Genomic DNA, 26,151 nt, shown 5'->3' with positions numbered 1-26,151 from the left:
CCGGCCGGCGGCTCCGGCTAACGGGCCAGGTCCAGCACCAGGGACCCGACGGCGAGGGCGAGGAACGCGCCGGGGAACGTGACCGTGCGCCAGGCCCCTGCCCGCGCGTGGGCGACGATCGCGCCCACGAAGAACGCCACCAGGCCGATCGCCGCCGCGACCCCGACGACGTGCGCCCCGAGCAGGCCGAGGAGCAGACCGACCGCGCCAGCGCCCTTCAGCGCGCCCAGCGCGGGCACCCACGACGGCGGCACGTCGACCGCCGCCGAGTTCGCCATGACGAAGTCCGCCCGCAGGAGGTCGGCGACGGCGAAGCCGCCGTTGGCCAGGATCGCGAGGACGGTGACGAGGACGTGCGCGGTGGACATTGACCCCTCCGAACGGACGTGCGGTGAGCAGGCGGACGCCTGCTCACCCGACGTGCGGACCGCGGGGAAGGTGACCGCCGCGCTCAGGGCTGCGCGTGCTCGTGCAGCAGGAGGAGCGTGTACGCGGCGATCGACTGGGCGTCGGTGATCTCGCCGCGCGCGACCATCGCCTCGAACTCGGCGCGCGGGAACCACGCCGAGCGCATGTCCTGCTCCTCGTGCTCGCGCTCGTGGAAGCCCTCGCTGAGCTCGGTGGCCAGGAACACCCGACCGCGCTGGCTCGACATGCCCGGCGCGACGTCCAGCACGCCCAGCTGCACCAGCCGACCCGCCCGCAGCCCCGTCTCCTCCCGCAGCTCGCGCTCGGCCAGCGCCAACGGGTCCGCGTCGGCGCGTTCCGGCGCGGTGCCCTGCGGGAACTCCCAGCGCCGCATCCCCAACGGGTAGCGGTACTGCTCGACGAGCCGCAGCCGTTCGCCGTCCATGGGGATCACCAGCGCGAAGTCGGGCTTGTCGACCACGCCGTAGATCCCGGTGGTCCCGTCCGCCCGCCCGATGGCGTCCTCCCGGACCACCATCCACTGGTTCGCGTACACCTCACGCGATCCGAGGGTTTCCACGATCACTCTTCTCCCTGTGCCGGTTGTCCGTGCGCCGACGATCCCGGGTCGGATCGCGACCGGGCCAGTTCCGATCGACGCCGCCCGTAGGCGAAGTACACCACCAAACCCGCGGCCGACCAGATGCCGAAGGCCGACCACGTGGCGGGCGCCAGGCCCGCCACCAACAGCACGCACATGCCCAGGCCGAGCAGCGGCACCACCGGCACCCACGGCGTGCGGAAACCGCGCGGCAGGTCCGGCCGGGTGCGCCGCAACACCAGCACACCCACGTTGACCAGGCTGAACGCCACGAGCGTGCCGATGCTCGTGGCCTCGGCCAGCTGCCCGAGCGGCACCAGCGCGGCCAGCGCCGCGACCACCACGCCGACCAGCACGGTGTTCACCGCCGGCACCCGCTTCGCGCCGACCCGGGCGAACACCCGCGGCACCAGGCCGTCGCGGGCCATCGCGACCAGCACCCGCGTCTGTCCGTAGAGGACGGTCAACACCACGGACGCGATCGCGATGACCGCGCCCGCCGACAGCACGGTCGCGGGCCACCCCGCACCGGTCACCTGCCGCAGGACCGCGGCCAGCGAGGCGTCCGAACCGGCCAGCGCGTCCACGCCCACCGCGCCGACGGCGGTGAACGCCACCAGCACGTACACGACCGTGACGATCACGAGCGAGATCACGATGGCCCGCGGCAGGTCCCGCTGCGGTTGCGCGCCTCCTCACCGGCCGTGGACGCGGCGTCGAACCCGATGAACGAGAAGAACACCAGCGACGCCGCACCCGTGATGCCCGCGACCCCGGCCGGGGCGAACGGCGCCAGGTTCCCGCTCCGGAACCCGAACACCGCCACCACCACGAAGAACAGCAGCACCGCCACCTTGAGCAGCGTCGTCACCGTGGTGACCGCGGCGCTCTCCCGCACGCCGCCCAGCAGCACGGCCGACGCCAGCAGCACGACCACCGCCGCGGGCAGGTTCACCACGTCACCGGACAGCGCCGCCGGCAGCTGGAACCCGAGCGTGGCGTCGAGGAACGCGTTGAGGTAGCCGCTCCAACCGACCGCGACCGCCGCCACCGACACGCCGTACTCCAGCAGCAGGCACCACCCGCACACCCACGCGACCAGCTCGCCCAGCGTGGCGTAGGCGTAGGAGTAGGCCGACCCGGACACCGGCACCGCGCCCGCCAGCTCGGCGTAGGACAGCGCGGAGAACAACGCGGCCAACGCCGCCACCGCGAACGACACGGTGACCGCCGGACCGGCCACCGGCGCGGCGTGGCCGAGCACCACGAAGATCCCCGTGCCCAGCGTCGCGCCCACCGACAGGGAGACCAAGGAGACCAGGCCGAGGCTGCGGCGCAGCGACGTGTGCGCGCTCTCGTCATTGATCAGGTCGACGGGCTTGGTGCGCAGGAGCTGCCGCAGCGGTGACACGTCGGCCGACGGTACCTGCCGGTGGATCAGGGGCCGCACCCCGTAGCCTGTCGGCCGTGCGCCTCGTCATCGCTCGCTGCCAGGTCGACTACGTCGGACGCCTCACCGCCCATCTGCCGATGGCGCAGAGGCTGCTGCTGATCAAGGCGGACGGCTCGGTGTCGATCCACTCCGACGACCGCGCGTACAAGCCGCTGAACTGGATGAGCCCGCCGTGCTGGCTGATCGAGGACCCGGACGTGTGGGTCGTGCAGAACAAGGCGGGCGAGAAGCTGATCATCAGCCTGGCCGAGGTGCTGCACGACTCCAAGCACGAGCTGGGCCCGGAACCCGGCCTGGTCAAGGACGGCGTCGAGGCCGACCTGCAGAAGCTGCTCGCCGAGCACGTCACCACGCTCGGCGAGGGCTGGACCCTGGTCCGCCGCGAGTTCCCCACCCCGATCGGCCCGGTCGACCTGATGTGCCGGGACGCGAAGGGCAAGTCCGTCGCGGTCGAGATCAAGCGCCGCGGCGAGATCGACGGCGTCGAGCAGCTGACCCGCTACCTGGAACTGCTCAACCGCGACCCGCTGCTGGCGCCGGTGCGCGGCGTGTTCGCCGCGCAGCAGATCAAACCCCAGGCCCGCACCCTCGCCGAGGACCGGGGCATCCGCTGCGTCGTGCTGGACTACGACGCCCTGCGCGGCATCGAATCCGACGAGTTCCGCCTGTTCTGATCGGTCGAGTTGACCTTTCGTCGCTCTTGATTTCCATGGTTGACGCATTCCCGGTGCGAAGTCCCGCGACTGTTGTCACTGCATGGCACAGCGGTACGCCTGGATCTCGGGAGCCATCTACGTCACGTGCCCGACGCACGGGGGACGGTCACGGCAGTGTGCCTGTGCCTTCACCCGATCTCGGTCACGGGAGGGATGACTCCGTCTTGACGAGAGGTTCGAGCGTTGGTCAGGTCACCAGTCGATCCACACCCTTGTGAACACTGCGGGTCGGAAACCCGAAATCCGCGCTTTTGCAGCAACTCCTGCCATCTCAAGGGGACGCAGGAACTCCGTTCAGCGCGTTTGCGCAAACCACGACCGCTTTGTCCTCGATGTGGCACCGGTTCTGTCATGCGAGGTGCGAAAACCTGTAGTCGGGTCTGCTCGAACGCGATGCGCCGACGTCAGCCCGATCCCTGCCGCCGCTGCGGGTCACAAGAGCGGTTCGGGCGCCGCAGCAGCGGTCCCTACTGCTCGTGGGCGTGTTTCAACGAAGACCGCTACGAACGGACCGGTTCATTCGCCACCTGGCTCGCGCAGTGGGTGTCCGGGGTGACCTCCGGCACTGCCGAGGACGGGCGGCCGGATCATCGAGTTCGTCAGGCCCTGGTCTTCCTGCGTGGTCAACGGTGCGAGGAGTGCGGGTGGACCCGGGTGAACCCGGTCAGCGGACGAGTCCCGTTGCACGTCGATCACACCACCGGGGACCGTAGCCGGAACAGGCCGGACGAGGTGCGCCTCCTCTGTCCGAACTGCCACGCCTTGACCTCCAACTACCAGCACCTGAACAACCCCGGCGTCGCGCCGATCCGGGCACGGCCGAGCCGGAGGTACCGGGAGACCTGGCTGAATCCCTCGCCGGAGGGTCGCCCAGCGGCGGTCAGGGCCGGCACACGTTCGGGGGGTTGACCGACCAGGCCTTCCGGATGATCCCGTTGCTGGAGAGCGGGCGGAACGCCACCTGGCCGTTCTAGCGTCCGCTGCTCAACCGCGGTTCTCGCGTCGTTCGAGCACGGTGGCACCGCCGGTCCGCGGTTCGCGGGCCGGCGGTGTGCCGTGGCGAGGTGTGCCGTCGGGGGATCGCGTGGTCGTCCGCATTTTGCGGGGTCGGCGGTAAGCCGTTCGGGTGCGTGGCAGGCCGGATTCCGCGATATACGCTGACTTCCCCGTCAACGGGCCTGGGAGGCGCGCGGTGCGAAGACGAAGACCCGGTTTACCCCTCCTGGTCCTGCTGGTCCCCCTGGTGGTGGCGGGCTGCGCGGCGCGGACGCCCCCGCCGCTGATCGCCGTCACGGCGTTGAGCTCCACCGCCGCCGCAGTTCCCGCCGCGCACCTCGCGGCACACCCCCTCTCCGGTCACGCCGGTGACGAAGTCCGGCTCAGCGGCGAGGGCTATCCCGCACACGGTCGAGTGGTGTTCACCTTCCACGGCCGGCGGGTCGGCGACACCACCGCGGACGCGGTCGGGCGGTTCGCCGAGGTACCGGTGCACGTGCCCGATTCGTTCGGCGATTCCGCCCCTGGCACGCAGTTCACCATCGGCGCCACCTCCGGACCGGTCTACGCCGAGACGCCGTTCGTCCTCACCCGCTGACGCCCCCCACCTGAGGTTTAGCCCGGGGTAGTTCAAACCGGCGGAGCACGCCGAGGTGCACTACCGTCGGCTTGATCGGCTGTGCGGTAGTGCGCGATGGTGTTCGGGGTTGTTCGATCAGGGAGGTGGGCGGAGGTGCCCGTACTGGCCCAGGTGGATCTTCGGCTGGACGCCGGTCCGTTGGACTACACCCTGCTGGCGGTCTACTTCGTGTTCGTCCTCGGCATCGGCTTCCTGGCCCGCCGATCCGTCTCGTCCAGTTTGGACTTCCTGCTCTCCGGCCGCTCGCTGCCCGCGTGGGTGACGGGCCTCGCCTTCATCTCCGCCAACCTCGGCGCGATCGAGCTGCTCGGCATGGCGGCCAACGGCGCGCAGTACGGCATGGCGACGGTGCACTACTACTGGATCGGTGCGATCCCGGCCATGGTGTTCCTAGGCCTGGTGATGATGCCGTTCTACTACGGCTCGAAGGTCCGCAGCGTCCCGGAGTTCCTGCGCCGCCGCTTCGGCAAGGGCGCGCACCTGGTCAACGCCATCAGCTTCGCCGTCGCGCAGGTGCTGATCGCGGGCGTGAACCTGTACGCGCTGGCGTTCCTGCTCAACCTCATGCTCGGCTGGCCTATCCCGCTGTCGGTGGTCATCGCCGCGGCGATCGTGCTGACGTACACGGCGCTGGGCGGCCTGTCGGCGGCGATCTACAACGAGGTGCTGCAGTTCTTCGTGATCGTCGCCGCGCTGCTGCCGCTGACCATCGTCGGCCTGCACCGGGTCGGCGGGTGGGACGGGCTGGTGGAGAAGGTCACCGGCGGACCGGGTGGCGCGGAGCAGCTGTCGGCGTGGCCCGCGACCGAGCTGACCGGCATCCAGAACCCGGTGCTCAGCGTGATCGGCATCGTGTTCGGGCTCGGGTTCGTGCTGTCGTTCGGGTACTGGACGACGAACTTCGCCGAGGTGCAGCGCGCGCTGTCGGCCAAGAGCATGTCGGCCGCCCGGCGCACGCCCATCATCGGCGCGTACCCCAAGATGCTGATCCCGTTCGTGATCATCATCCCGGGCATCATCGCCGCGCTGGTCGTGCCGGAGATGGTCGCGCTCAAGGCCGGTGAGGAGAGCGGCGTCGTCTACAACAACGCGCTGCCCGCGCTGATCGGCGAACTGCTGCCCAACGGCATGCTGGGCATCGCGATCACCGGTCTGCTGGCGTCGTTCATGGCGGGTGTCGCGGCGAACGTCTCCTCGTTCAACACGGTGTTCACGTACGACCTGTGGCAGGACTACGTGCGCAAGGACCGGCCGGACGAGTACTACCTGCGGGTCGGCCGGTTGGCCACGATCGGCGGCACGGTGGTCGCGATCGGCACCGCGTTCCTGGCGGCCGGCTACGGCAACATCATGGACTACATCCAGGCGCTGTTCTCGTTCTTCAACGCGCCGCTGTTCGCCACGTTCATCCTGGCCATGTTCTGGAAGCGGATGTCGGCGGCGGCCGGTTGGGCGGGCCTGGTCGCGGGCACGCTCGGCGCGGTGGCGGTGTTCGTGCTCGCCGAGGTCGGCGTGCTGGACCTGCCGGGTCAGGGCGCGAGCTTCGTGGGCGCGGGTGTCGCGTTCGCGGTGGACATCGTGGTCAGCGTGGTGGTGACCGTGTTCACCCGGCCGGTGCCGGAGGAGCGGCTGGTCGGGCTGGTGTACAGCCTGACGCCCAAGGAGGACCGCAAGCACTCCACCACCGGCGACGACGCGGGGTGGTACCGGTCGCCCGTGCTGCTGGGCGTCGGCGTGCTGGTGCTGACCGCCGTGCTCAACATCATCTTCGGCTGAGGGGAGGTAGGTCGTCGTGGCGCACAAGGCCGGTTTGTTCGACCTGCGACTGGTGATCGCGGTGCTGTTCGCCATCTACGGCGTGGTGCTGCTGGTGGTCGGTCTCGGCTTCACCGACGAGGCCGACCTGGCCAAGGCGGACGGGCTGAACATCAACCTGTGGTCCGGCGTGGGCATGCTCGCGCTGTCGGCGGTGTTCGCCGCGTGGGCGGTGCTGCGGCCGGTCGTGGTGCCCGAGGCGCAGGACGCGGGTGCCGCGGAGTCCTCGGGGAGTTGACGGTGGCGACGCGGGTGGTCAGCGCCTCGGGTAGATCGGGTTGAACGCCTCGACCGTCCAGGTGTCGAGCCAGCGGACTGCGCGTCGGACGCGGGTGCGCATTCGGTGTTCCTCTCGTTGGTTCTCCAAGCGCTCCACAGGGGTTCTGCGGGGTTCGCCCCGTACAGCGCGTCGATGTTCTGAATCGTTCCCGAAAGGGTCGTGAGGGCGGACACACGGGTGGAGTCGTGAGGACGGACACACGGTTCGTGCCACGAATGGCGCAAGTGGTCGCTACCGTGCACTCGTGCCCCGCCTCGTCGCCCTGTTGAGCCTGATCCTGCTGCTTGCCGGCTGTGCCGGGACGGATCTGGCCAAGCAGAAGTTCCCGCGCACCACGATCCCGGCCGACGCCGAGAACGTCTCCGACCCGAGCGGGACGACCCGGACCCCGCCGCCCACGGCCGGGCAGCCGGTCGACCCGGCGTTCGCCGCGGACAAGATGCGGCTGACCGACCCGTGCGAGCTGCTGGACGAGGACGTGCTGAAGCGGCTGGGCACGCCCGGCAACCGGTCGCGCAGCGGGTTCAGCCGGTGCTCGAACTTCATGAAGGACAAGAACGGCAAGGACCTCGCGGTCACCGTCGAGATCGGCCAGACCATGACCAGCGAGCTGAAGAAGGCCGACAAGCAGCTCGCCGGCCTGCGCAGCTACGAGCAGGTGCTGGAGGACAGCGCGTGCTTCGTCTCGGTGATCACGCAGGAGGAACCCGGCCTCGGCATCACCGTGCAGATCGGCTACGAGGACGGCGACGCGTGCGCGCCCGGTCGCGAGGTGGCCGAGTCGGTGGTCAAGCAGGTCAAGGAGCGGTCGGCGACCCGCTCGCCCGCGAAGGGCTCGCTGATCACGCTCGACCCGTGCGCGCTGCCGGACAAGGCGGCGGTGGAAGCGGGGGTCGGCGCCGATTACCGAACGTATCCGTACGGGCTGCACAACTGCGCGTGGGTGGGCAAGGACCGCGAGCTGAGCCTGGCGTTCCGGGAGTCGTTCATCCCCGACGACCGCGAGTTCGACGACGGGCAGACCGAGGTCGACCTCGGTGGTGGCGTCACCGGCTACCAGGTGTCCACCACCAACTCGTTCCCGTCGTGCGAGGTCAAGTGGGTGCAGTTGGCCGGCGCGGACAACGAGGGCGAGCTGGTCGAGGTCAAGTCGGCCGGACCGAAGGACTCCGGGTTCGACCGCTGCGCCACGGCCCTGACCTTCGCCAAGACCGTGGTCGGCAAGATCCCGAAGGGCTGAACGGGGGCTGACATCACCCCCCGTTACCCGTTACTGTTCAGTAACACCCCCGCGTTCGTGCTTTGTGCTTGGAGGGCCCGATGACGCAGACCGCTCCCACCACTCCTGCGCGGGCCGACGACGAGCAGCGGCGGTTCGCCTCGCTCGACCCCCGCACGGGCGAGGTCATCGCCCACCACGCGGTGGCGTCGGAGGACGACGTCCGCGAGGCCGTGCGGGTGGCGCGGGAGGCGTCGGCGTTCTGGGCCGGGCTCGGGTTCGACGGCAGGCGCGGCCGGCTGGACGCGTGGCGCAAGCTGCTGCTCAAGCGGCTGGACGAGTTCCAGCGCCTGATCAGCTCGGAGACCGGCAAGTCGGCCGACGACGCCAGGACCGAGTTGGCGCTGGTCATCGACCACCTGCACTGGGCGGCCAAGCACGCGCCGAAGGTGCTGGGCAAGCGCAAGGTCTCGCCCGGCATGCTCATGTACAACCACGCGGCGTCCCTGGAGTACCGGCCGCTGGGCGTGGTCGGCGTGATCGGGCCGTGGAACTACCCGGCGTTCACGCCGATGGGCTCGATCGCGTACGCGTTGGCCGCGGGCAACGCGGTGGTGTTCAAGCCGTCGGAGCTCACGCCGGGCGTGGGTGTGTTCCTGGCGTCGACGTTCGGCGAGGTGGTGCCGGAGTTCCCGGTGTTGCAGGTGGTGACCGGGTTCGGTGAGACCGGCGCGGCGCTGTGCACGTCCGGGGTGGACAAGCTGGCGTTCACCGGGTCGACGGCGACGGGCAGGAAGGTGATGGCGGCTTGTGCGGCGTCGTTGACGCCGGTGCTGGTGGAGTGCGGTGGTAAGGACCCGCTGATCGTGGCGGAGGACGCCGACGTGAAGGCGGCGGCGGACGGCGCGGTGTGGGGCGGGATCTTCAACTCCGGGCAGACGTGCGCCGGGGTCGAGCGGGTGTACGTGGCGGACGCGGTGTACGACGAGTTCGTCGGCCTGGTGGTGGAGAAGGCGAAGAAGCTGCGGCCCGGCGGGGAGGCCGACGCCCACTTCGGGCCGATCACCATGCCCAAGCAGGTGGACGTGATCCAGTCGCACGTGGCCGACGCGTTGGAGCGCGGTGGGCGGGCGGTGGTGGGCGGGCTGGAGTCGATCCGGCCGCCCTACGTCGAGCCGGTGGTGCTGGTGGACGTGCCGGACGAGTCGACCGCGGTGACCGAGGAGACGTTCGGGCCGACGTTGGTGGTGACGCGGGTCGCGGACGCGGACGAGGCGGTCCGGCGGGCCAACTCGTCGGCGTACGGGTTGGGTGCGTCGGTGTACTCGCGCAACCGGGGCGAGGAACTGGCGGGTCGGCTGCGGTGCGGCATGGTGTCGATCAACTCGGTGCTGGCGTTCGCGTCGGTGCCGGGGCTGCCGTTCGGCGGGGTGGGCGATTCGGGCTTCGGGCGCATCCACGGCGAGGACGGGCTGCGGGAGTTCACGTATGCGCACTCGGTCACGCGCAAGCGGTTCGGGGCGTTGCTGAACCCGATGACGTACGAGCGCGGGTCCCGGACGATCCGGCACGTGGTCCGGCTGGTGCGCGTCCTCTACGGCCGCTGACCACCGCGTCGTACCCTCCGGACGCGACGCGGCTCGGCGTCGCGGGCGCGCCGTCGTGTGCCACGCTCGGGGTTCCTTCCGCTACTCCAGGTCACTGACCTGCGGTTCCAGGGCCTCGGCGTCCGCTTTCGGGCACGCTCGCGGTGGAGTAGTAATGGGGTGATCAGCGTCGATCGGGAGGTCACCCGTGAAGAAGATCATCAACGATCCGGCGACCGTCGTGGTCGACGCGTTGCGGGGCATGGCGCTCGCGCACGCCGACCTGCTCGACATCCAGTACGACCCGGCGGTGGTGGTGCGGGCGGACGCCCCGGTGGCGCGCAAGGTGGCCGTGATCTCCGGCGGTGGGTCGGGGCACGAGCCGTTGCACGGCGGGTTCGTCGGACGGGGGATGCTCGACGCGGCCTGTCCCGGGGCGGTGTTCACCTCGCCCACACCCGATCAGGTGGCGGCGGCCGTCAGTCGCACCGATGGTGGCGCCGGGGCGTTGCTGCTGGTCAAGAACTACACCGGTGACGTGCTGAACTTCGAGACGGCCGCGGAGCTGGTCGAGGGCGTCGACGTGCGGACCGTGCTGATCGACGACGACGTGGCCGTCAAGGACTCGCTCTACACGGCCGGTCGGCGTGGTGTCGGCGGAACGGTGCTGGTGGAGAAGATCGTCGGCGCGGCGGCGGAACGCGGGGTCGACCTGGACGGGTGCGAGGCGTTGGCGCGGCGGGTCGTGTCGCGGGTGCGGTCGATGGGCTTGGCGTTGGCCGCCTGCACGGTTCCGCACGCCGGTGAGCCGTCGTTCACGCTCGCCGACGACGAGATGGAGCTGGGCATCGGCATCCACGGCGAGCCGGGACGGCGGCGGGTGCCGGTGGGGTCCGCGGACGAGATGGTGCAGGCGCTGCTCGACCCGGTCCTGGAGGACCTGCCGTTCGGCGAGGGCGACCGGGTGCTGCTGTTCACCAACTCGATGGGCGGGACACCCCTGATCGAGCTGTACTTGGCCCACGGCATCGCGGAACGGCAGTTGGCCGAGCGCGGGGTGGTGGTGGAGCGGCGGTTGGTCGGCCCGTACATCACGAGTCTGGAGATGCAGGGCATGAGCTTGACGTTGTTGAAGCTGGACGACGAGATGGTCGAGTTGTGGGACGCGCCCGTGCACACCGCCGCGCTGCGGTGGGGCGTCTGATGGCGTGCACGGCGGAGTCGGTCGCGGACGCGTTGCGTGCGGTGGCGGCGGTGGTGGTCGAGCACCGGGAAGAGCTGATCCGACTCGACCGGGAGATCGGCGACGGCGACCACGGCGAGAACATGGCCCGCGGGTTCACCGCGCTGGTGTCGAAGTTGGATGCCGACGTGCCGTCGTCGCCCGGCGGGGTGTTGCGGTTGGTGGCGACGACGTTGATCTCCACGGTGGGTGGGGCGGCCGGGCCGTTGTACGGGACGGCGTTCCTGCGTGCCGCCACCTCGGTGGGTGATGTGGCGGTCGTGGACGGCACGGCGGCGGCTGCGGCGTTGCGCGCGGCGTTGGAGGGTGTGGTGGCTCGGGGCAAGGCCGCTGTGGGGGACAAGACGATGGTGGACGCCCTCACACCTGCCGTGGCGGCCGCGGAGTCCGTGGCGGCCACCGGTGGCGGGGTGGCCGAGGTGCTGGCGGCGGCGGCCGACGGGGCCGAGATGGGCGCCGACTCGACCGTGCCGATGGTGGCGCGGAAGGGACGTGCCTCCTACCTGGGTGAGCGCAGTGGCGGGCACCTGGACCCGGGCGCGCGCTCGACGGCGTTGCTGCTGCGGACCCTGGCGGGGCGTGCGCGGTGATCGGGCTCGTGGTGGTGTCGCACAGCCGGCAGTTGGCGGAGGGCGTGGCGGAGTTGGCCGGGCAGATGGCGCCGTCGGTGGCGATCGTGCCGTCCGGTGGCGACGGGTCGGGCGGTCTCGGCACGGACTACGTGGCGGTCGGCGAGGCGATCGGGAAGGCCGATTCCGGCTCCGGGGTGGTCGTGCTGTTCGACCTCGGCAGCGCGAAGATGGTCGCGGACATGGCCGCCGAGGAGGCGGAGGGGTCGGTCGTGGTCGTGGACGCGCCCCTGGTCGAGGGCGCGGTGGCGGCGGCCGTTCGCGCGCAGGGTGGCGCCGGGTTGGCGGAGGTGGCCGCGGCGGCGGGTACCGCCTGGTCCCGGTCGGCGGAGAGGGCCGCTCCTGCAGGGGACGCGGTGCGGGCGGCGGTGGAGCTGACCAACTCGGTCGGGCTGCACGCGCGGCCGGCGGCGTTGGTGGTGCGGGCGTTGGACTCGCTGGACGCGTCGGTGGTGGTGCGGTTCGGTGACGAGGAGGCGGACGCGAAGAGCGTGTTGGCGTTGATGGGCCTGGGCGCGCCGGGCGGTGCGCGGATCGAGGTCGTGGCGACCGGTGCGGACGCGGCGGAAGCCGTGCGGCGGGTGGAGGAGCTGGCCGCGCGGCGGTTCGACGAATGACCTGGTGAGACGTCGCTGGACCGATTACTTGCTCGATACCGATGGTGAAGCTCACGCGAACGACGCGTGACGGCCGTGGGATAGTCGCGGTCAAGTTACCGATCGGTAGCCACTCCGGTGAGTGGGAGGTAAGCAGTGACGCGCCAGTTCAACACGGTCGGAGTCGTCGGTCTCGGCACCATGGGCGCCGGTATCGCCGAAGTCCTCGCCCGGACCGGCATCACCGTGGTGGCGGTCGACGTGGACGAGGACGGCCTGGCCCGCGGTCGCGGCCACCTGGACCACTCGACGGACCGCGCGGTGGCGGGCGGCAAGCTGTCCGCGCAGGAGCGGGACGCGACGCTCGGGCGCATCTCCTACGCCACGTCGCTGGACGCGTTGGCGGGGGTGGACCTCGTCGTCGAGGCGGTCCCGGAGCGGATCGAGCTGAAGGCCGCCGTGTTCGCCGAACTGGACCGGATCTGCGGCCCGGACACGGTTTTCGCGTCCAACACCTCCTCCCTGTCGATCACCGAGATCGGTGTCCACACCGGACGGCCGGGCAAGGTCGTCGGCCTGCACTTCTTCAACCCGGCGCCGGTGTTGAAGCTGGTCGAGGTGATCCGCACGGTCGTCACCGAGCCGGACGTGGTGGCCGACGTGGTCGCGTTCGCCGAGGGGTTGGGCAAGTCGCCGGTCGTCATCGGCGACCGGGCCGGGTTCATCGCCAACGCGCTGCTGTTCGGGTACCTCAACCACGCGGTGCGGATGTACGAAACCCGTTACGCCACAAGGGAAGACCTCGACGCGGCCATGCGGTACGGCTGCGGCTACCCGATGGGCCCGCTGGCGCTGCTCGACCTGATCGGGCTGGACACCGCGTACGAGATCCTGGACACGATGTACCACCAGTCGCGCAACCGGCTGCACGCGCCGGCGCCGCTGCTCAAGCAGATGATCACGGCGGGCCTGCTCGGCCGCAAGAGCGGGCGCGGCTTCTACACCTACGACGGTCCCGACTCGCCGGTCGTGGTGCCGGACGTGCACACGCCCGTCGCCGCGGTGGAAGGCGTGCCCGCGCGGGAGGTCCAGCGGGTCGGGGTGATCGGCACGGGCACCATGGCCACGGGGATCGTGGAGGTGTTCGCCAAGCGCGGGTACGACGTGGTGCTGCGGGCGCGGTCGGAGGAGAAGGCCGCCGCGGCGGTGGGCAAGGTGCGCAAGTCGTTGGAGAAGGCGGTCTCGCGGGGCAGGTTGTCGGCGGAGGACCGGGACGCGGCGTTGGCGCGGGTGGCGCCGGTGGTCGACTTCGCGGACCTCGCCGACTGCGACCTCGTGGTCGAGGCCGTCGCCGAGGAGCTGTCGATCAAGAAGGCCGTGTTCGAGGCGTTGGACGAGGTGTGCAAGCCCGGCGCGGTGTTGGCCACCACGACGTCCTCGCTGCCGGTCATCGAGTGCGCCGCCGCCACCGCGCGGCCCGGTGACGTCGTCGGCCTGCACTTCTTCAACCCGGCTCAGGTGATGAAGCTGGTCGAGGTCGTGGAGACGATCTCGACGTCGGCGGACGTGGTCGCGACCGCCCGTCGCGTGTGCCTCGACCTGGGCAAGGTGCCGGTGCACTGCGGCGACCGGGCCGGGTTCATCGTCAACGCGCTGCTGTTCCCGTACCTCAACGACGCGGTGAAGATGTTGGAGGCGCACTACGCGACCGCCGACGACATCGACAACGCGATGAAGGTCGGTTGCTCGCTGCCGATGGGGCCGTTCGAGCTGCTGGACGTGGTGGGGCTGGACGTGTCGTTGGCCATCGAGCGGACCCTGTACCTGGAGTTCCGCGAGGCCGGCTTCGCTCCCGCGCCGCTGTTGGAGCACCTGGTGAAGGCCGGGCGGTTGGGTCGCAAGACCGGCAAGGGCTTCCGCGACTACGCGGTCTGAGCGTCGCGTTGCGCGGGCTGAGGGTCGCGTTGTGCGGGCTGATGGCGTGGCGGGTTTCGGCGTTTGGCATCGTGGTCACCATGCGGCGTGTGGTGATCTCGCTCCTGGTGGCGGCGTTCGGTCTGACGAGCGCCTGCGCGTACACGGTCAACGGCACCCCGGTGGCGGAGCAGGTGCTCGACGTCGACCCGCCGTTCACCTCGGCCAAACCCACGCCGACCGGGTCCACCGACCCGTCCGGTGAGCCGACGGGTCAGGTCGGGGACATCTGCTCGTTGCTCGGGTGGGGTGACCTGCCCTACGACGTGCCGGACAAGAAGGCCCCGCCGACCGACACCGGTTACGACGCGACGTTCGACCAGTCGTGCAAGTGGCAGACGCCGGTCGGGACGCTGGACGTGGGCGTGACTTTGCGCTTCCGCGAGGGGCGGGCGATCACGCTGGAGCAGAGCAACGGCGAGTTCGACCTGGGTGACCGGAAGGTGACCTACTTCGACCGGACGACGGACACGTCGGTGCAGCCTTCGTGCGTGCTGGTGATGGACTACGCCGGCGGCGGGCTCGGGATCATCGTGATCGACGGCTCGGCCCGCTTCGGGGCGATCTGCGACCAGGGCAAGAAGGTGGCCGAGGTGTTGTTGGAGAAGGAACCGACCGGCTGAGGCCGGCCGGCTGACGCCCGCCGGCTGAGCTCGACCGACCGAGGCCGGCTGACTGAGTTCGACCGGCTGACGCCCGCCGGCTGAGCTCGACCGACCGAGGCCGGCTGACTGAGTTCGACCGGCTGATACCCGTCGGCTGAGTTCGACCGGCTGACGCCCGTCGGCTGAGGTTGGTCGGCTGAGGCTGGCCGGCTGACGCCCGTCGGCTGAGGTCGGCCGGCCGAGTTCGACCGGCCGAGGTTGGGGTTGGCCTGATCAGCCGCAGCAGCCGCCGCCGCAGCAGCCGCCACCACCGGCTCCGCCTCCGGCGGGCGCGTCGGCCTTGCCGCCCAGGCCGGCCATGGAGAGCAGCTTCACGGTGTCGTCGTGACCGTTCGGGCACGGGGCGGGCGCGGAGGACTCGTCCATCGACCGCTTCACGTCGAAGGTCGACCCGCACGCCTTGCAGCGGAATTCGTAGGTTGGCACGTCGCTCATTGTCCCCGGCGCGGCGGTGCCAGCACCAGCAAGGGCACCCCAACCGCCGACACGGCGGCCAGCAGCGTCAACAGCGGCAGGCTGTGCACCCAGCCGACGCCCACGGCGGCCAGGTGGGTGCCGGTGAACGTGGCCACCCACGTCCGCGACCTCGGTCGCAGCCATACCGGCGCCAACGCCGACAGAGCTGTGACCAGCATCAACATCGTCGTGCCGAGCAGCACGCCCTGCCGGAGCGCGCGCGGCTGCCCGACCGGTGCATCAGGCTCCTGGAGGACCGGCCGCCCCCCGCCACCAGGCGGAACGTCCGTCGGCGCCGGCTCGAACACCAGCCCCCGCACCACCGGCAGCAGCGTCACGGCGATCTCGGCCACCAGGAGCACGGTTAATATGACCCGTTGCCACTTGCTCATCCAGTGGACCGTAGGCGATCACCCAGGGCGAGCCCGGATACCCTCGCTTCTCGTGCCACGCCGTAACCGCCCGCAACGCCCGGACGAGCCGTCACCCATCGGTGGCCACGGCTGGGCCCGCGCCGAGAGCGCCCCCGACGGCGAGTGGCTGGTGCGCACCGTGTCCGGCAACGCCACCACCAAGACCTACCGCTGTCCCGGCTGCGACCACGAGATCCGCCCCGGCACCCCGCACGTCGTGGCCTGGCCCGCCGCCGACTACGGCTCGGTGGAAGACCGCCGCCACTGGCACCAGGGCTGCTGGTCGTCACGACGCAGACGAGGCCCCACCGCCCGCCGCTGGTGACGGCGTCACTCACCATCACCGCCACCAGCGACACCGCCACTGATGACGCTCCGTATCCGCGACAGTGCGTCGCCACGCGCATCCCCACGCCGCACTGACGACGCGGCCTCCCACCACACCAAGCGGCGGCACGCCCGCGCCGAACGGCCGTGCCGCTGGATGCGGTGGCGGGCCGGTCGGGCCGTCGGTGTCATCGGTGTCATCGGTGTCATCGTCGGGCGTGCCCGCCGGCGCGTCGGGTGGATGGCACGATGTCGTCGTGGGTGACGAAGTCCCGATCAAGGCCAACACCGTGCTGCCCGCACGTCGGGAAGCGGTGACCTTGCGGACCGCGGACGGGTTGGCGTTGGTCGGTGAGCTGGCCCTGCCGGCCGAACGGGACCCACGGGCCACGGTGGTGCTGCTGCACCCGTTGCCCACGCACGGCGGGATGATGGACTCCCACCTCTACCGCAAGGCGGCCTGGCGGCTGCCCGCGCTGGCCGACCTCGCGGTGTTGCGGTTCAACACCCGCGGCACGGCCAGCGAGGCCGGGTGCAGTGAGGGCACGTTCGACCACGCCGTCGGCGAGCGGCTGGACGTTGCCGCCGCCTTGGCGTTCGCGGCCGAACGCGGGTTGCCCTCGGTGTGGCTCGTGGGCTGGTCGTTCGGCACCGACCTGGCGCTGATGCACGGGTGCGACCCGCTGGTCGAGGGCGCCGTGTTGATCTCACCTCCTCTGCGGTGGAGCAGCACCGAGCACTTGCGGACCTGGGCGCGTGCGGGCAAACCGGTGGTGTGCCTGGTGCCGGAGTTCGACACCTACCTGCCACCGGCCGAGGCCAGGCGGCGGTTCGGCGCGGGCATCCCGACCGCGGACGTCATCGACTTCCCCGGCGCCAAGCACCTCATGGTCGGGCACGCCGAAGAGGTCCTGGACGCGATCGTGTCCGCGGCCGTGCCCGAGGTGCCCACGCCGTTGCCGCGCACCTGGTCCGGCCCTCACGAGCAGCATCAAGTGGCCATCGTGGCCTCCTGAAGCCGCCAGACCAGCACCGGACCCTCGGCGGTCCTGCTGTCGCCCACGTGCGCGAAGCCCAGCTTCTCCGCGACGCGCTGGGAGGGCGTGTTGCCGTGGTCGGTGATGATCGTGACCGGACGGTCCGGCCGGACCCGACCCGCCCACTCGATGGCCGCGCGCGCCATCTCCGGGGCGTAGCCGCGGCCCCAGTGCCGGGGGCGGAACCGGTAGAACAGGTTGAGCGTCGGTTCCCCGTCCAGCTCGTGGTGGCGCAGGCCGCCGAAGCCGATGACCTCCCCGGTCTCCGGCAACTCCACCGCCCAGTACCCGATGCCGTCGTGCGCCCAGTGGGCCTGCCACTCGGCCAGCATCTTCGCCGCCTGCTCCGCCGACGGTGGCCCCGCCGGGTTGAAGCGGTTGGTCTCCGGATCGGACATGACCGCGATCGCTGCGCGCACGTCACCCGGGCCGACGCGCCTGAGCAGGAGGCGGTCGGTGCGCATCTCGTCCGGTTCGGAGGTGGAGGTCATGCGACGAAGCTAGCCAGGTGGTCCGACAATTCCGGGTATGGAACCTGCACCGCTCGTCCTCCTGCACGCCTTCCCGCTCGACTCACGGATGTGGGACGGCGCCCGTGACCTGCTGAAACCGATCACACCCGACCAGCGCGGCGGCGATCGTTCACCCGATCTGGTGGCTGTCGCGGACGACGTGCTGCGGTTGCTCGACGAGCGCGGGGTCGAGCGGGCGGTGCTCGGAGGGTGCTCCATGGGTGGGTATGTGGCGATGGCCGTGCTGCGGCGCGACCCGTCCAGGGTGGCCGGGCTGGTGCTGGCCGACACGCGGGCCGGTGCGGACACCGACGAGGCGCGGGCGAACCGGCTGGCGATGGCCGCGCGCGTGGAGGAGGAGGGGGTCGGCTGGGTTCCGGACACCGTGGTGGCCGGGCTGCTCGGGCCGGCGCCGGACGCGGCCGTGGTCGAGCGGGTGCGGGGGTTGATCCTCGACCAGGACCCGGCGGAGGTGGCGTGGGCGCAGCGGGCGATGGCCGTGCGGCCGGACTCGACCGGCGTGCTGGCGGAGGTGGACGTGCCGGCGTTGGTGCTGGTGGGGGAGCACGACGCCCTCACACCGCCCGCGTTGGCCCGTGAGTTGGCGGGGGTGCTGCGGCAGGGCGAGTACGTCGAGTTGCCCGGCGTCGGTCACCTGTCGCCGCTGGAGGCGCCGGACGCGTTCGCCTCGGTCGTTCTCGACTGGCGGCGGCGCGTCGGGGTGTGACGCCGTGTCCTGAGCGTTGAACTCGGGGGTCCTGAACGTAGGACACGCGGGACGCGAACGTAGGACACGCGCGTTCTGAGCGTAGGACTCGCGGGACGTGAGTGTAGGACTCGCGCGTGGTGGAGGTTGGGCTCTCGCGAGGTCAGCGCTTGGCGGCCTGGGGCTTGGGGTTCGGGCGGGCCATCTTCTGGGTCGGGCCGTCGGGGGCAGGCTTGGTGGCTGCCGGGGCGGCTTCCGGGTTTGAGTCCGAGGTGGTGGTCGGCGGGGTGGTGGTGCTCGGCTGGGGCGGGGTGGAGCCGGTGGAGGGTGAAGAGGCGGGAGAGGAAGGAGTGGCAGAGGCCGGTGGCTGCGGTGGCTGCGACTGCTGCTGGGGGCGTTCCTCGTCCAGCGGGTCCAGCAGGGGCGTGACGTCGTGCAGGGCGGAGCTCACGGCGTGCAGCTGCTGGGACAGGCGGTTGCGGAGCTGCCGGAGGGCTTCCACCTTCTGGGTGGCCTGGGTGACGCGGCGGTTCGACTCCTCCGTCGCCTCGCGCACCCGGCGGTTCGCCTCGTCGGTCGCCTCCTGCACGCGGGCCGTCGCCTCGCTGATGGAGTCGTGCCGGCGCCGGTTCGCCTCCTCGGTCGCCTCGCGCACCAGCCGCTGGGCCTCGGCGTTCGACGCGGCCTGCTCCTGGGCGATCTGGGCGCGCACCCGGGCGGCCTCCTCGGCCGCCTCGCGCAACCGCCGCTCGGCCTCGCCCTTCGACGACGCCTCCTGCTCGGCCAGCGTCTTCATCGACTCGACCCGGCGCGCGGCCATCGCGATCTCGAAGTCCTCCTCGACCGTGGTCCGGCGCTGGAGGGACTCCTCGTCCAACCTGGCCGCCTCGGCCCGGGCCTCGCCCACCATCCGGTCGGCCTCGGCACGCGCCTTCTCCAGCACGCCCCGGTGCTCGGCCTCCATCTCGGTGCGCCGCTGGTCGAGCTCGGCGATCAGCTTCTCGTACCGGGTGCGCAGCACCCCCGCGTCGGCCTCGGCCTTGGCGCGGATGTGCCCGCCCTCGGCCTCGGCCCGCGCCTTGATCTCGTTCGCCTCGTCCTGCGCGAGCCGCAGCATCCGCTGCAACCGCTCGCTCAGGCCCTCCAACGTCGTGGGCGGCAGCGACAGCCGCTCCACCTGGCCGCGCAGCTCCGCGATCTCCGACCGCGCCGCTTCCAGCTGCCGGGCCAGGTCGTTGGTCTGCGAGACCGCCGCGTCCCGGTCGGCCGCGAGCAGGCGCAGGTCGGAGTCCAGGCGTTCCAGGTGGTCCTCGACCTGGGCGCGGTCGTACCCGCGCTTGACGATGTCGAAGCCGGATCCCAGGGGGACGAGGTCACGGTCGTCGGCGAGGCCCATGCCGCTCACGCTACCTGCTCCCGATGTGCGGCGGTCACCCGAGAGCCGCACATCGGGAGTGATTTCGCTTTAGACGCCCCGGAAACGGTTGATCCCGTCCAGGTGCGCCGCCCGCAGCTCGTGGTCGCGGACGCCGAGGCCCTCCTCCGGCGCCAGCGTCAGCACGCCGACCTTGCCCTGGTGGGCGTTGCGGTGCACGTCGTACGCGGCCTGCCCGGTGTCCTCCAGCGAGTACACCTTGGACAGTGTCGGGTGGATCTTCCCCTTGGCGACCAACCGGTTGGCCTCCCAGGCCTCCCGGTAGTTCGCGAAGTGCGAGCCGACGATCCGCTTGAGGTGCATCCAGAGGTACCGGTTGTCGTACTGGTGCATGTACCCGCTGGTGGACGCGCACGTCACGATCGTGCCGCCCTTGCGCGCGACGTAGACCGACGCGCCGAACGTCTCCCGGCCGGGGTGCTCGAACACGATGTCCGGGTCGTCGCCGCCGGTCAGCTCGCGGATCTTCGCGCCGAGCCGCTTCCACTCGCGCACGTCCTGCTCGTGCTCGTCCTTCCAGAACCTGTAGCCCTCGGCGCTGCGGTCGATGATCAGCTCCGCGCCCATCCGGCGGCAGATCTCGGCCTTCTCCGGCGACGACACGACGCAGATCGGGGTCGCGCCGCCGTTGAGCGCGAACTGGGTGGCGTAGGAGCCGAGGCCGCCCGACGCGCCCCAGATCAGCACGGTGTCGCCCTGCTTCATGTTCGCGCCGTTGGTCGACACGAGCTGCCGGTAGGCGGTGGAGTTCACCAGACCGGGTGACGCCGCCTCCTCCCACGTCAGGTGGGCGGGCATCGGCATCAGCTGGTTGGCCTTGACCAGCGCGATCTCCGCGAGACCGCCGTAGTTGGTCTCGAAGCCCCAGATGCGCTGCTCCGGGTCGAGCATGGTGTCGCTGTGCCCGTCCGGGTGCTCCAGCTGCACGTCCAGGCAGTGCGCGACGACCCGGTCGCCCGGCTTCCACGCGTTCACGCCGGGGCCGGTGCGCAGCACCACGCCCGCCAGGTCCGAGCCGACCACGTGGAACGGCTGGTCGTGCCGGCCGCCGTACTTCTTGAGGAACGCGAAAGTGGACAGCGGCTCGAAGATCGAGGTCCACACCGTGTTGTAGTTGATGGCGCTCGCCATCACCGCGACCAGCGCCTCGCCCGGCGCCAGCTCGGGCGTGGCGACCTCGTCGACGTGCAGGGACTTGCGCGGGTCCTTGTCCTTGGTGGCCAGGCCCTCGAACATCTTGACCTCGTCGGCGTGCACCGTCACGCCCCGGTAGCTCTCCGGTACGTCCAGCGATCCGATCGCGTCCAATTCGTCCGCGAGGATCGCGTCGAGGATCTTCTGCACGGCGTTCCCTCCCAATGGGGGCTTGGGGGATGGTCGGTGTCGCGGGCTCCGGAGGTCCACGCGGGTGGCCGGAGGTTACCCACGGGTAACCGATTCAGAACCCGCGCTGTGAGGCACCGCACTGGCTTTTCGCCCGATCGGTCGGTCGTGCCGTGCGGTGGTGCCCGGCGGTCGTACCGGACGGTCGTGACGGTCCTGCTCAAACGGTCTTGACCGGGCGGCCAACCAAGCGGACCATCGACGGTGTCCGGTTCATGAGGACGGAGGTGCAGGTCATGGCAAAGGCGTGGACCAGGTGGCAGGACTGGGCCGAGGTCGTCATCGGTGTCCTGGTGCTGCTGTCACCCCTGGTCGTGGAGACCACCACCGGGGCCATGTGGACGATGATCGTGCTCGGCGCACTGATCGCCATCGACGGCCTCGCGTCGCTCGCGATGCCCGGGATGGTCTACGGCGAGTGGTTCCAGATGGTCCTGGGCGCGCTGCTGTTCATCTCCCCGTGGGTGATGGGCTACAGCGACCTGGCGGCGGCGTCTTGGGTGTCGTGGGTCGGCGGCGTGCTGACCGTCGCGGCGGGCGCGATGGCGGTGCCGCTGGCGAACGCGGCGCACGGCGGCCGGATCGCCGGCACCGCCTGAGACGACGGAGGACCCCGGGCCCGCGGCTGCCGCCGTGGGCCCGGTCGACGGGAAGGGCTTGGACATTGGCAGAGGACTCGTCGGCCCGGGAGCGGATCCTGCAAGCGGCCGAGGAGTTGTTCGCCGAGTCGGGTTTCGACGCGACGCCGACCTCGCGCATCGCCGAGCGGGCCGCCGTGCCCAAGGGGCTCGTGCACTACTACTTCCGCCGCAAGACCGACCTGCTGGCGGCACTCGTGCAGCGGCTCCCGGACGGCACCGTGGACGCGCACCGGGTCGTGGTGGTCGGCGACATCGCGGAGAGCCTGCGCAGGCTCGTCGCCGCCCTGGACGCCCGGCTCAACGCGTCACCGCTGCTCAGCCACCTGCTGTGGCGCGAGGCGGACACGCACACGGCGGTCCGCGACGCGCTGCACGAGCGCTACCAGTCGATGGTGCGGCAGATCCGCAACGTCATCGTCGCCGCGGGCGGGGCGGCCGTGGCGGCGAAGGACGTCGACAGCGCCTCCGCCCTGCTCGGCCTCGCGGTCAGCTACCGGCACTCGGTGGCCCGGCACGCGCCGGACGACGACCGGATGGACCTGGAGCTGACGTTCGTCGCCGCCGCCCTCGAACGGCCCTAGCGAGCGGGTTCCACCAGCTCCACCAGCACGCCGCCCGCGTCCTTGGGGTGCACGAAGTTGACCCGGCTGTCGGACGTGCCGCGCCTGGCCGCGTCGTACAGCAGCCGCAAGCCCCTGGCGCGCAGCGCGTCCGCCGCCGCGTCCACATCGGACACCCGGTAGGCCAGTTGCTGCAGCCCCGGCCCGGACCTGCCGATGAACTTGGCGATGGTGGACTCGGGCGTCAGCGGCGCCAGGAGCTGCACGGCGGTGCCCGTGCCGTCGTCACCCGGCGCGCGCAGCATCGCCTCGCGCACGCCCTGCTCCTCGTTGACCTCCTCGTGCGCGACTTCGAGGCCGAAGTGCTCGCGGTGGAACGCGATCGCGGCGTCGAGGTCGGGCACGGCGATGCCCACGTGGTCGATGGCGGTGACGAAACCGCGGAGTTCTTTCATGGCCGGGAAGGCTAGCGGCCGAATCGGTGCAGGTAGCGCTGTGCGACGCCTCACAGGGCTACTCCGTGGTAACCGTGGGTATCGTGGCGTGTTAACAACCGCTTACACCCGCTGTGGAGGCTGCTGTGTCCGGTTCCGTCATCGTCGCCGGGGCCCGTACCCCGATGGGACGACTGCTCGGGTCGTTGAAGGACTTCTCCGGCGCCCAGCTCGGCGGCGTCGCGATCAAGGCGGCCCTGGAGCGGGCCGGCGTCGCGCCCGACCAGGTGCAGTACGTGATCATGGGCCAGGTGCTCACCGCGGGCGCGGGCCAGATCCCGGCGCGCCAGGCCGCGGTGAACGGGGGCATCCCCATGACCGTGCCCGCCCTCACGATCAACAAGGTGTGCCTGTCCGGCATCGACGCGATCGCGCTGGCCGACCAGCTCATCCGCGCCGGTGAGTTCGACATCGTGGTGGCGGGTGGTCAGGAGTCCATGACGCAGGCGCCCCACCTGCTGCAGAAGTCACGCGGCGGGTTCAAGTTCGGCGACGTCACGATGCTCGACCACATGTCCCACGACGGCCTGTTCTGCGCGTTCGACCAGGTCGCGATGGGCATGTCGACGGAGAAGTTCAACGCGCGGCACGGCCTGACCCGCGAGGAGCAGGACGAGTTCTCCGCCCGGTCGCACCGGCTGGCGGCCAAGGCGACGGCGAACGGCGTGTTCGGCGAGGAGATCGCCCCGGTCGCCATCCCGCAGCGCAAGGGCGACCCGGTGCTGTTCGCCACCGACGAGGGCGTGCGCGCCGACACCACGGCGGAGACCCTGGCTAAGCTGCGCCCGGCGTTCGCGCCCGACGGCACGATCACCGCCGGTTCGGCGTCGCAGATCTCCGACGGCGCGGCGGCCGTGGTCGTGATGAGCAAGGCCAAGGCCGAGGAGCTGGGCCTGACCTGGCTGGCCGAGATCGGCGCGCACGGTGTCGTGGCCGGCCCCGACGCCAGCCTGCACCAGCAGCCGTCGAACGCGATCAAGGCGGCGTGCGCCAAGGAGGGCATCGACCCGGCCGACCTGGACCTGGTCGAGATCAACGAGGCGTTCGCGGCGGTCGGCATCGTCTCCACGCGCGAGCTCGGCATCGCCGAGGACAAGGTCAACGTCAACGGCGGCGCGATCGCGCTGGGTCACCCGATCGGCATGTCGGGCGCCCGGATCGCGCTGCACCTCGCGCTGGAGCTCAAGCGCCGCGGTGGCGGCGTGGGCGCGGCCGCCCTGTGCGGCGGCGGCGGTCAGGGCGACGCCCTGATCGTGCGCGTGCCGAAGGCCTAGGGGTGTGGCCCGCACCGTTGACGTAGCAGAACTGGTCGACCGCGCGCGTGAAGGACAGCCGCGCGCGGTCGCCAGGCTGATCTCGCTGGTCGAGGACGCGAGCCCGCAGCTGCGCGAGGTCGCGGGCGCGCTGGCCCCCTTCTGCGGGAACGCCCAGGTCATCGGCTTGACGGGCGCGCCGGGCGTGGGCAAGTCCACGTCCACGTCGGCACTGGTCGCGGCCTACCGCGCCCGCGGCAAGCGGGTCGGGGTGCTGGCCGTCGACCCGTCGTCGCCGTTCTCCGGCGGCGCGCTGCTCGGCGACCGGGTGCGGATGGGCGAGCACGCCACCGACCCCGGCGTGTTCATCCGGTCCATGGCCACCCGCGGCCACCTGGGCGGGCTGTCCTGGGCCACGCCGCAGGCGTTGCGCGTGCTCGACGCGGCAGGCTGCGACGTGGTGCTGGTCGAGACCGTCGGCGTCGGCCAGTCCGAGGTCGAGGTGGTGTCGCTGGCCGACACCACGGTGGTGCTGCTCGCGCCCGGCATGGGCGACGGCATCCAGGCCGCCAAGGCGGGCATCCTGGAGATCGCCGACGTGTTCGTGGTGAACAAGGCGGACCGCGACGGCGCCGACCAGACCGCGCGCGAGCTCAAGCACATGATCTCGCTGGGCCGCCGCGACCGGGAGGGCGGCCTCTGGCGGCCTCCCGTGGTGAAGACCGTCGCGGCCCGCGCCGAAGGGCTGGACGAGGTCGTGGACGCCGTCGACGCGCACCACGCGTGGCTGGTCCAGCGCGGTGAGCTGGAACGACGCCGTGCCTCCAGGGCCGCGGGCGAGATCGAGGCCATCGCGCTGGAGCGGCTCCGTTCCCGGATCGGCGGATTGCGCGGCGCGTCCGCGCTCGAAACCCTGGCCAAACGGGTCGTGGCGGGCGAGCTGGACCCCTACGCTGCGGCTGATCGACTGGTCGAGGGGGTGGGGTCATGACGCCAGTGATGATCGACATCGGTGGGCGGGACGTCCGCCGCGTGCTGATCGGGGGAGCGGTGGCCGGGGTGCTCGGCGTGGCGGCACTGGTCGGCGCGGTGACGGCCTACGCGGACGGCGAGGGTGTCGGCGGGACGATCGGGCTGGTCATCGGCCTGGCGTTCACCGGGATCACGGTCGGCGCGATCGTCAACCGGAAGAGGATCTCCCGGCCGCGCAAGCTCGTGTTCGAGACGGCGGGCGTGCGGTGGGACGACCCGGCCGGCGCGCCCTGGGCGGTGGCGTGGCCGGAGTTGGGCGCGGTGCGCATCTCGCGGACGCGGGAACGGGTGTTCCACCCGGCCGACTCGGTCGTCCGCAAGACCATGGTCCGGGTGGACCTGCTGCCCGCCGATCCGCCGACCTTCCAGGCGCGGCACACCGACATGGCACACCTGGCCCGTCACGACGGCGCCTACCGGCTACCGCTGGGCGACGCGGCCGGCCTGGTCCGCGTGGTCGAGGGTGCCGTGCGCGGCTTCGCGCCGCAGCTGTACCGGGGCGTGCAGGACGAGGGCTCGGTAATGGGGTTGTCGTGAAAGAGGTCGAGATCCCCTTCGGCAACCGGACCGAGCGGCGCGTCGCCCTCGCGGTGCAGCTCGGCTTGACCCTGTTCGGCGTCCTGCTGATGTTCCTGTCCTACTCCGACGGCCACGTCGCGGCGATGGTCGTGGGACCGCTGGTGGCGCTCGGCGGCCTGATCGGCGGCGGTGTCTGGCGGCGGAAGGCCCGGCTGCGCCGGCTCGTGGTCGAGCCGCAGGGCCTGCGCTGGGAGGAGAAGGGCAAGACGTGGGCGGTGCCCTGGTACGAGCTGGCCGGGGTCGGCCTGTCGTACGACGGCAAGCCGAAGGCGTCGCTGTGGCTGCACCTGGTGCCGAACGACCCGGGGGCCTTCGCCGCCACGTACCGCAGCATCCCGGCGTCCCCGCACGGCCACTGGGTGCAGCTGCCCGACGACACCGGCAACGACATGCTCGACCTGGCGCTCAAGCGGCACGCGCCGCAGCTCTACCGGGGCTACGTGACGCACTTCACCGGCTGAACCGGTCGGTCCGGCCGGGCACGCGAGCCCGGCCGGACCGG

28 protein-coding genes and 1 pseudogene are annotated in these 26,151 nt (G+C 71.2%); 20 read left to right on the top strand and 9 right to left on the bottom strand.

Features of this window, described 5'->3' with window-relative positions; all coding sequences use genetic code 11:
- Positions 1-17: 17 nt before the first annotated feature.
- The 3 genes and pseudogenes from AB0K14_RS17130 to AB0K14_RS17120 all read right to left on the bottom strand — a co-directional run bounded on the left by AB0K14_RS17130 (position 18) and on the right by AB0K14_RS17120 (position 2,420).
- Entirely contained in the window at positions 18-368 is a 351-nt protein-coding gene (locus tag AB0K14_RS17130; RefSeq protein WP_360446811.1) for a DoxX family protein, read from the bottom strand.
- Between the two features lie 83 nt (positions 369-451).
- Positions 452-988, bottom strand: coding sequence for an NUDIX hydrolase (locus tag AB0K14_RS17125; protein WP_360446813.1), 537 nt, complete (start codon positions 986-988; stop codon positions 452-454).
- Positions 989-990: 2 nt separating this feature from the next.
- Positions 991-2,420: pseudogene (locus AB0K14_RS17120) on the bottom strand (amino acid permease).
- Between the two features lie 56 nt (positions 2,421-2,476).
- On the opposite strand from AB0K14_RS17120, the gene nucS reads away from it, so the two are divergent.
- The 11 genes from nucS to AB0K14_RS17065 all read left to right on the top strand — a co-directional run bounded on the left by nucS (position 2,477) and on the right by AB0K14_RS17065 (position 14,779).
- Positions 2,477-3,136: an endonuclease NucS gene (nucS, locus tag AB0K14_RS17115; protein ID WP_360446815.1), complete on the top strand. Its 660-nt coding sequence runs from the start codon at positions 2,477-2,479 to the stop codon at positions 3,134-3,136.
- A gap of 1,285 nt (positions 3,137-4,421) precedes the next feature.
- A complete protein-coding gene (locus AB0K14_RS17110; protein ID WP_360446817.1) occupies positions 4,422-4,772 on the top strand; it encodes a hypothetical protein in 351 nt (116 codons plus the stop codon).
- Between the two features lie 135 nt (positions 4,773-4,907).
- Positions 4,908-6,590, top strand: a complete 1,683-nt coding sequence (locus AB0K14_RS17105) for a sodium:solute symporter family protein (protein ID WP_360446819.1) — start codon at positions 4,908-4,910, stop codon at positions 6,588-6,590.
- A 16-nt stretch (positions 6,591-6,606) separates the two neighbouring features.
- Entirely contained in the window at positions 6,607-6,867 is a 261-nt protein-coding gene (locus tag AB0K14_RS17100; RefSeq protein WP_360446821.1) for a hypothetical protein, read from the top strand.
- A gap of 286 nt (positions 6,868-7,153) precedes the next feature.
- Positions 7,154-8,149 (top strand): hypothetical protein, encoded by a 996-nt coding sequence (locus AB0K14_RS17095; protein WP_360446823.1) that lies wholly within the window; start codon positions 7,154-7,156, stop codon positions 8,147-8,149.
- 80 nt (positions 8,150-8,229) lie between these two features.
- Positions 8,230-9,735: an aldehyde dehydrogenase family protein gene (locus tag AB0K14_RS17090; RefSeq protein WP_360446825.1), complete on the top strand. Its 1,506-nt coding sequence runs from the start codon at positions 8,230-8,232 to the stop codon at positions 9,733-9,735.
- A gap of 187 nt (positions 9,736-9,922) precedes the next feature.
- Entirely contained in the window at positions 9,923-10,918 is a 996-nt protein-coding gene (gene dhaK / locus AB0K14_RS17085; protein ID WP_360446826.1) for a dihydroxyacetone kinase subunit DhaK, read from the top strand.
- The gene (gene dhaL / locus AB0K14_RS17080; RefSeq protein WP_360446828.1) at positions 10,918-11,547 is read left to right on the top strand and encodes a dihydroxyacetone kinase subunit DhaL; all 630 of its coding nucleotides are present in this window, start codon (positions 10,918-10,920) and stop codon (positions 11,545-11,547) included. The genes dhaK and dhaL overlap by 1 nt, the downstream gene beginning before the upstream one ends.
- On the top strand, positions 11,544-12,203 hold the full coding sequence (gene dhaM, locus AB0K14_RS17075; protein ID WP_360446830.1) for a dihydroxyacetone kinase phosphoryl donor subunit DhaM: 660 nt from the start codon (positions 11,544-11,546) through the stop codon (positions 12,201-12,203). The genes dhaL and dhaM overlap by 4 nt, the downstream gene beginning before the upstream one ends.
- A 135-nt stretch (positions 12,204-12,338) precedes the next feature.
- Positions 12,339-14,117: a 3-hydroxybutyryl-CoA dehydrogenase gene (locus tag AB0K14_RS17070; protein ID WP_360446832.1), complete on the top strand. Its 1,779-nt coding sequence runs from the start codon at positions 12,339-12,341 to the stop codon at positions 14,115-14,117.
- Between the two features lie 80 nt (positions 14,118-14,197).
- Positions 14,198-14,779 carry a DUF3558 family protein gene (locus AB0K14_RS17065; RefSeq protein ID WP_360446834.1) on the top strand — a complete coding sequence of 194 codons (582 nt, stop codon included), beginning with the start codon at positions 14,198-14,200 and terminating at the stop codon, positions 14,777-14,779.
- A gap of 255 nt (positions 14,780-15,034) precedes the next feature.
- Here the strand turns inward: AB0K14_RS17065 and AB0K14_RS17060 are convergent, their stop codons facing one another.
- Together AB0K14_RS17060 and AB0K14_RS17055 are read right to left on the bottom strand one after the other, a co-directional pair.
- On the bottom strand, positions 15,035-15,247 hold the full coding sequence (locus tag AB0K14_RS17060; protein WP_360446836.1) for a zinc ribbon domain-containing protein: 213 nt from the start codon (positions 15,245-15,247) through the stop codon (positions 15,035-15,037).
- 5 nt (positions 15,248-15,252) lie between these two features.
- The gene (locus tag AB0K14_RS17055; RefSeq protein ID WP_360446838.1) at positions 15,253-15,669 is read right to left on the bottom strand and encodes a hypothetical protein; all 417 of its coding nucleotides are present in this window, start codon (positions 15,667-15,669) and stop codon (positions 15,253-15,255) included.
- 52 nt (positions 15,670-15,721) lie between these two features.
- Here AB0K14_RS17055 and AB0K14_RS17050 point away from each other — a divergent pair, with 52 nt between their 5' ends.
- Positions 15,722-16,015 carry a hypothetical protein gene (locus AB0K14_RS17050; RefSeq protein WP_360446840.1) on the top strand — a complete coding sequence of 98 codons (294 nt, stop codon included), beginning with the start codon at positions 15,722-15,724 and terminating at the stop codon, positions 16,013-16,015.
- 259 nt (positions 16,016-16,274) lie between these two features.
- A complete protein-coding gene (locus AB0K14_RS17045; RefSeq protein ID WP_360446842.1) occupies positions 16,275-17,033 on the top strand; it encodes an alpha/beta hydrolase in 759 nt (252 codons plus the stop codon).
- Here AB0K14_RS17045 and AB0K14_RS17040 read toward each other — a convergent pair.
- Positions 17,009-17,545 (bottom strand): GNAT family N-acetyltransferase, encoded by a 537-nt coding sequence (locus tag AB0K14_RS17040; protein ID WP_360446844.1) that lies wholly within the window; start codon positions 17,543-17,545, stop codon positions 17,009-17,011. The two genes, AB0K14_RS17045 and AB0K14_RS17040, sit on opposite strands and share 25 nt — an antisense overlap.
- Before the next feature lie 37 nt (positions 17,546-17,582).
- On the opposite strand from AB0K14_RS17040, the gene AB0K14_RS17035 reads away from it, so the two are divergent.
- Positions 17,583-18,293 (top strand): alpha/beta hydrolase, encoded by a 711-nt coding sequence (locus AB0K14_RS17035; protein WP_360446846.1) that lies wholly within the window; start codon positions 17,583-17,585, stop codon positions 18,291-18,293.
- 142 nt (positions 18,294-18,435) lie between these two features.
- Here AB0K14_RS17035 and AB0K14_RS17030 read toward each other — a convergent pair whose 3' ends face one another.
- The gene (locus AB0K14_RS17030; RefSeq protein ID WP_360447589.1) at positions 18,436-19,668 is read right to left on the bottom strand and encodes a chromosome segregation protein; all 1,233 of its coding nucleotides are present in this window, start codon (positions 19,666-19,668) and stop codon (positions 18,436-18,438) included.
- 69 nt (positions 19,669-19,737) lie between these two features.
- Positions 19,738-21,051 (bottom strand): crotonyl-CoA carboxylase/reductase, encoded by a 1,314-nt coding sequence (gene ccrA / locus AB0K14_RS17025; protein ID WP_360446848.1) that lies wholly within the window; start codon positions 21,049-21,051, stop codon positions 19,738-19,740.
- Positions 21,052-21,326: 275 nt separating this feature from the next.
- On the opposite strand from ccrA, the gene AB0K14_RS17020 reads away from it, so the two are divergent.
- Positions 21,327-21,689 carry an SPW repeat protein gene (locus AB0K14_RS17020; protein WP_360446850.1) on the top strand — a complete coding sequence of 121 codons (363 nt, stop codon included), beginning with the start codon at positions 21,327-21,329 and terminating at the stop codon, positions 21,687-21,689.
- Between the two features lie 65 nt (positions 21,690-21,754).
- Entirely contained in the window at positions 21,755-22,312 is a 558-nt protein-coding gene (locus AB0K14_RS17015) for a helix-turn-helix domain-containing protein (protein ID WP_360446852.1), read from the top strand.
- On the opposite strand, the gene mce is transcribed toward AB0K14_RS17015, so the two are convergent.
- Positions 22,309-22,746: a methylmalonyl-CoA epimerase gene (mce, locus tag AB0K14_RS17010; RefSeq protein ID WP_360446854.1), complete on the bottom strand. Its 438-nt coding sequence runs from the start codon at positions 22,744-22,746 to the stop codon at positions 22,309-22,311. The genes AB0K14_RS17015 and mce overlap by 4 nt on opposite strands.
- Positions 22,747-22,871: 125 nt before the next feature.
- On the opposite strand from mce, the gene AB0K14_RS17005 reads away from it, so the two are divergent.
- The 4 genes from AB0K14_RS17005 to AB0K14_RS16990 are packed head-to-tail and all read left to right on the top strand — an operon-like array spanning position 22,872 to position 26,110.
- Positions 22,872-24,059: an acetyl-CoA C-acetyltransferase gene (locus tag AB0K14_RS17005; RefSeq protein WP_360446856.1), complete on the top strand. Its 1,188-nt coding sequence runs from the start codon at positions 22,872-22,874 to the stop codon at positions 24,057-24,059.
- A gap of 4 nt (positions 24,060-24,063) precedes the next feature.
- Positions 24,064-25,029: a methylmalonyl Co-A mutase-associated GTPase MeaB gene (gene meaB, locus AB0K14_RS17000; protein WP_360446858.1), complete on the top strand. Its 966-nt coding sequence runs from the start codon at positions 24,064-24,066 to the stop codon at positions 25,027-25,029.
- Positions 25,026-25,607 (top strand): hypothetical protein, encoded by a 582-nt coding sequence (locus AB0K14_RS16995; protein ID WP_360446860.1) that lies wholly within the window; start codon positions 25,026-25,028, stop codon positions 25,605-25,607. The genes meaB and AB0K14_RS16995 overlap by 4 nt, the downstream gene beginning before the upstream one ends.
- The gene (locus tag AB0K14_RS16990) at positions 25,604-26,110 is read left to right on the top strand and encodes a hypothetical protein (RefSeq protein WP_360446862.1); all 507 of its coding nucleotides are present in this window, start codon (positions 25,604-25,606) and stop codon (positions 26,108-26,110) included. Before AB0K14_RS16995 ends, AB0K14_RS16990 begins: the two co-directional genes overlap by 4 nt.
- Positions 26,111-26,151 lie beyond the last annotated feature (41 nt).

Origin of the sequence: Actinosynnema sp. NPDC050801, assembly GCF_040673975.1 — a bacterium.
GTDB lineage: Bacteria > Actinomycetota > Actinomycetes > Mycobacteriales > Pseudonocardiaceae > Actinosynnema.
The sequence above is the reverse complement of the archived record's forward strand: the minus strand, read 5'-3'. Positions and strand labels throughout refer to the sequence as shown.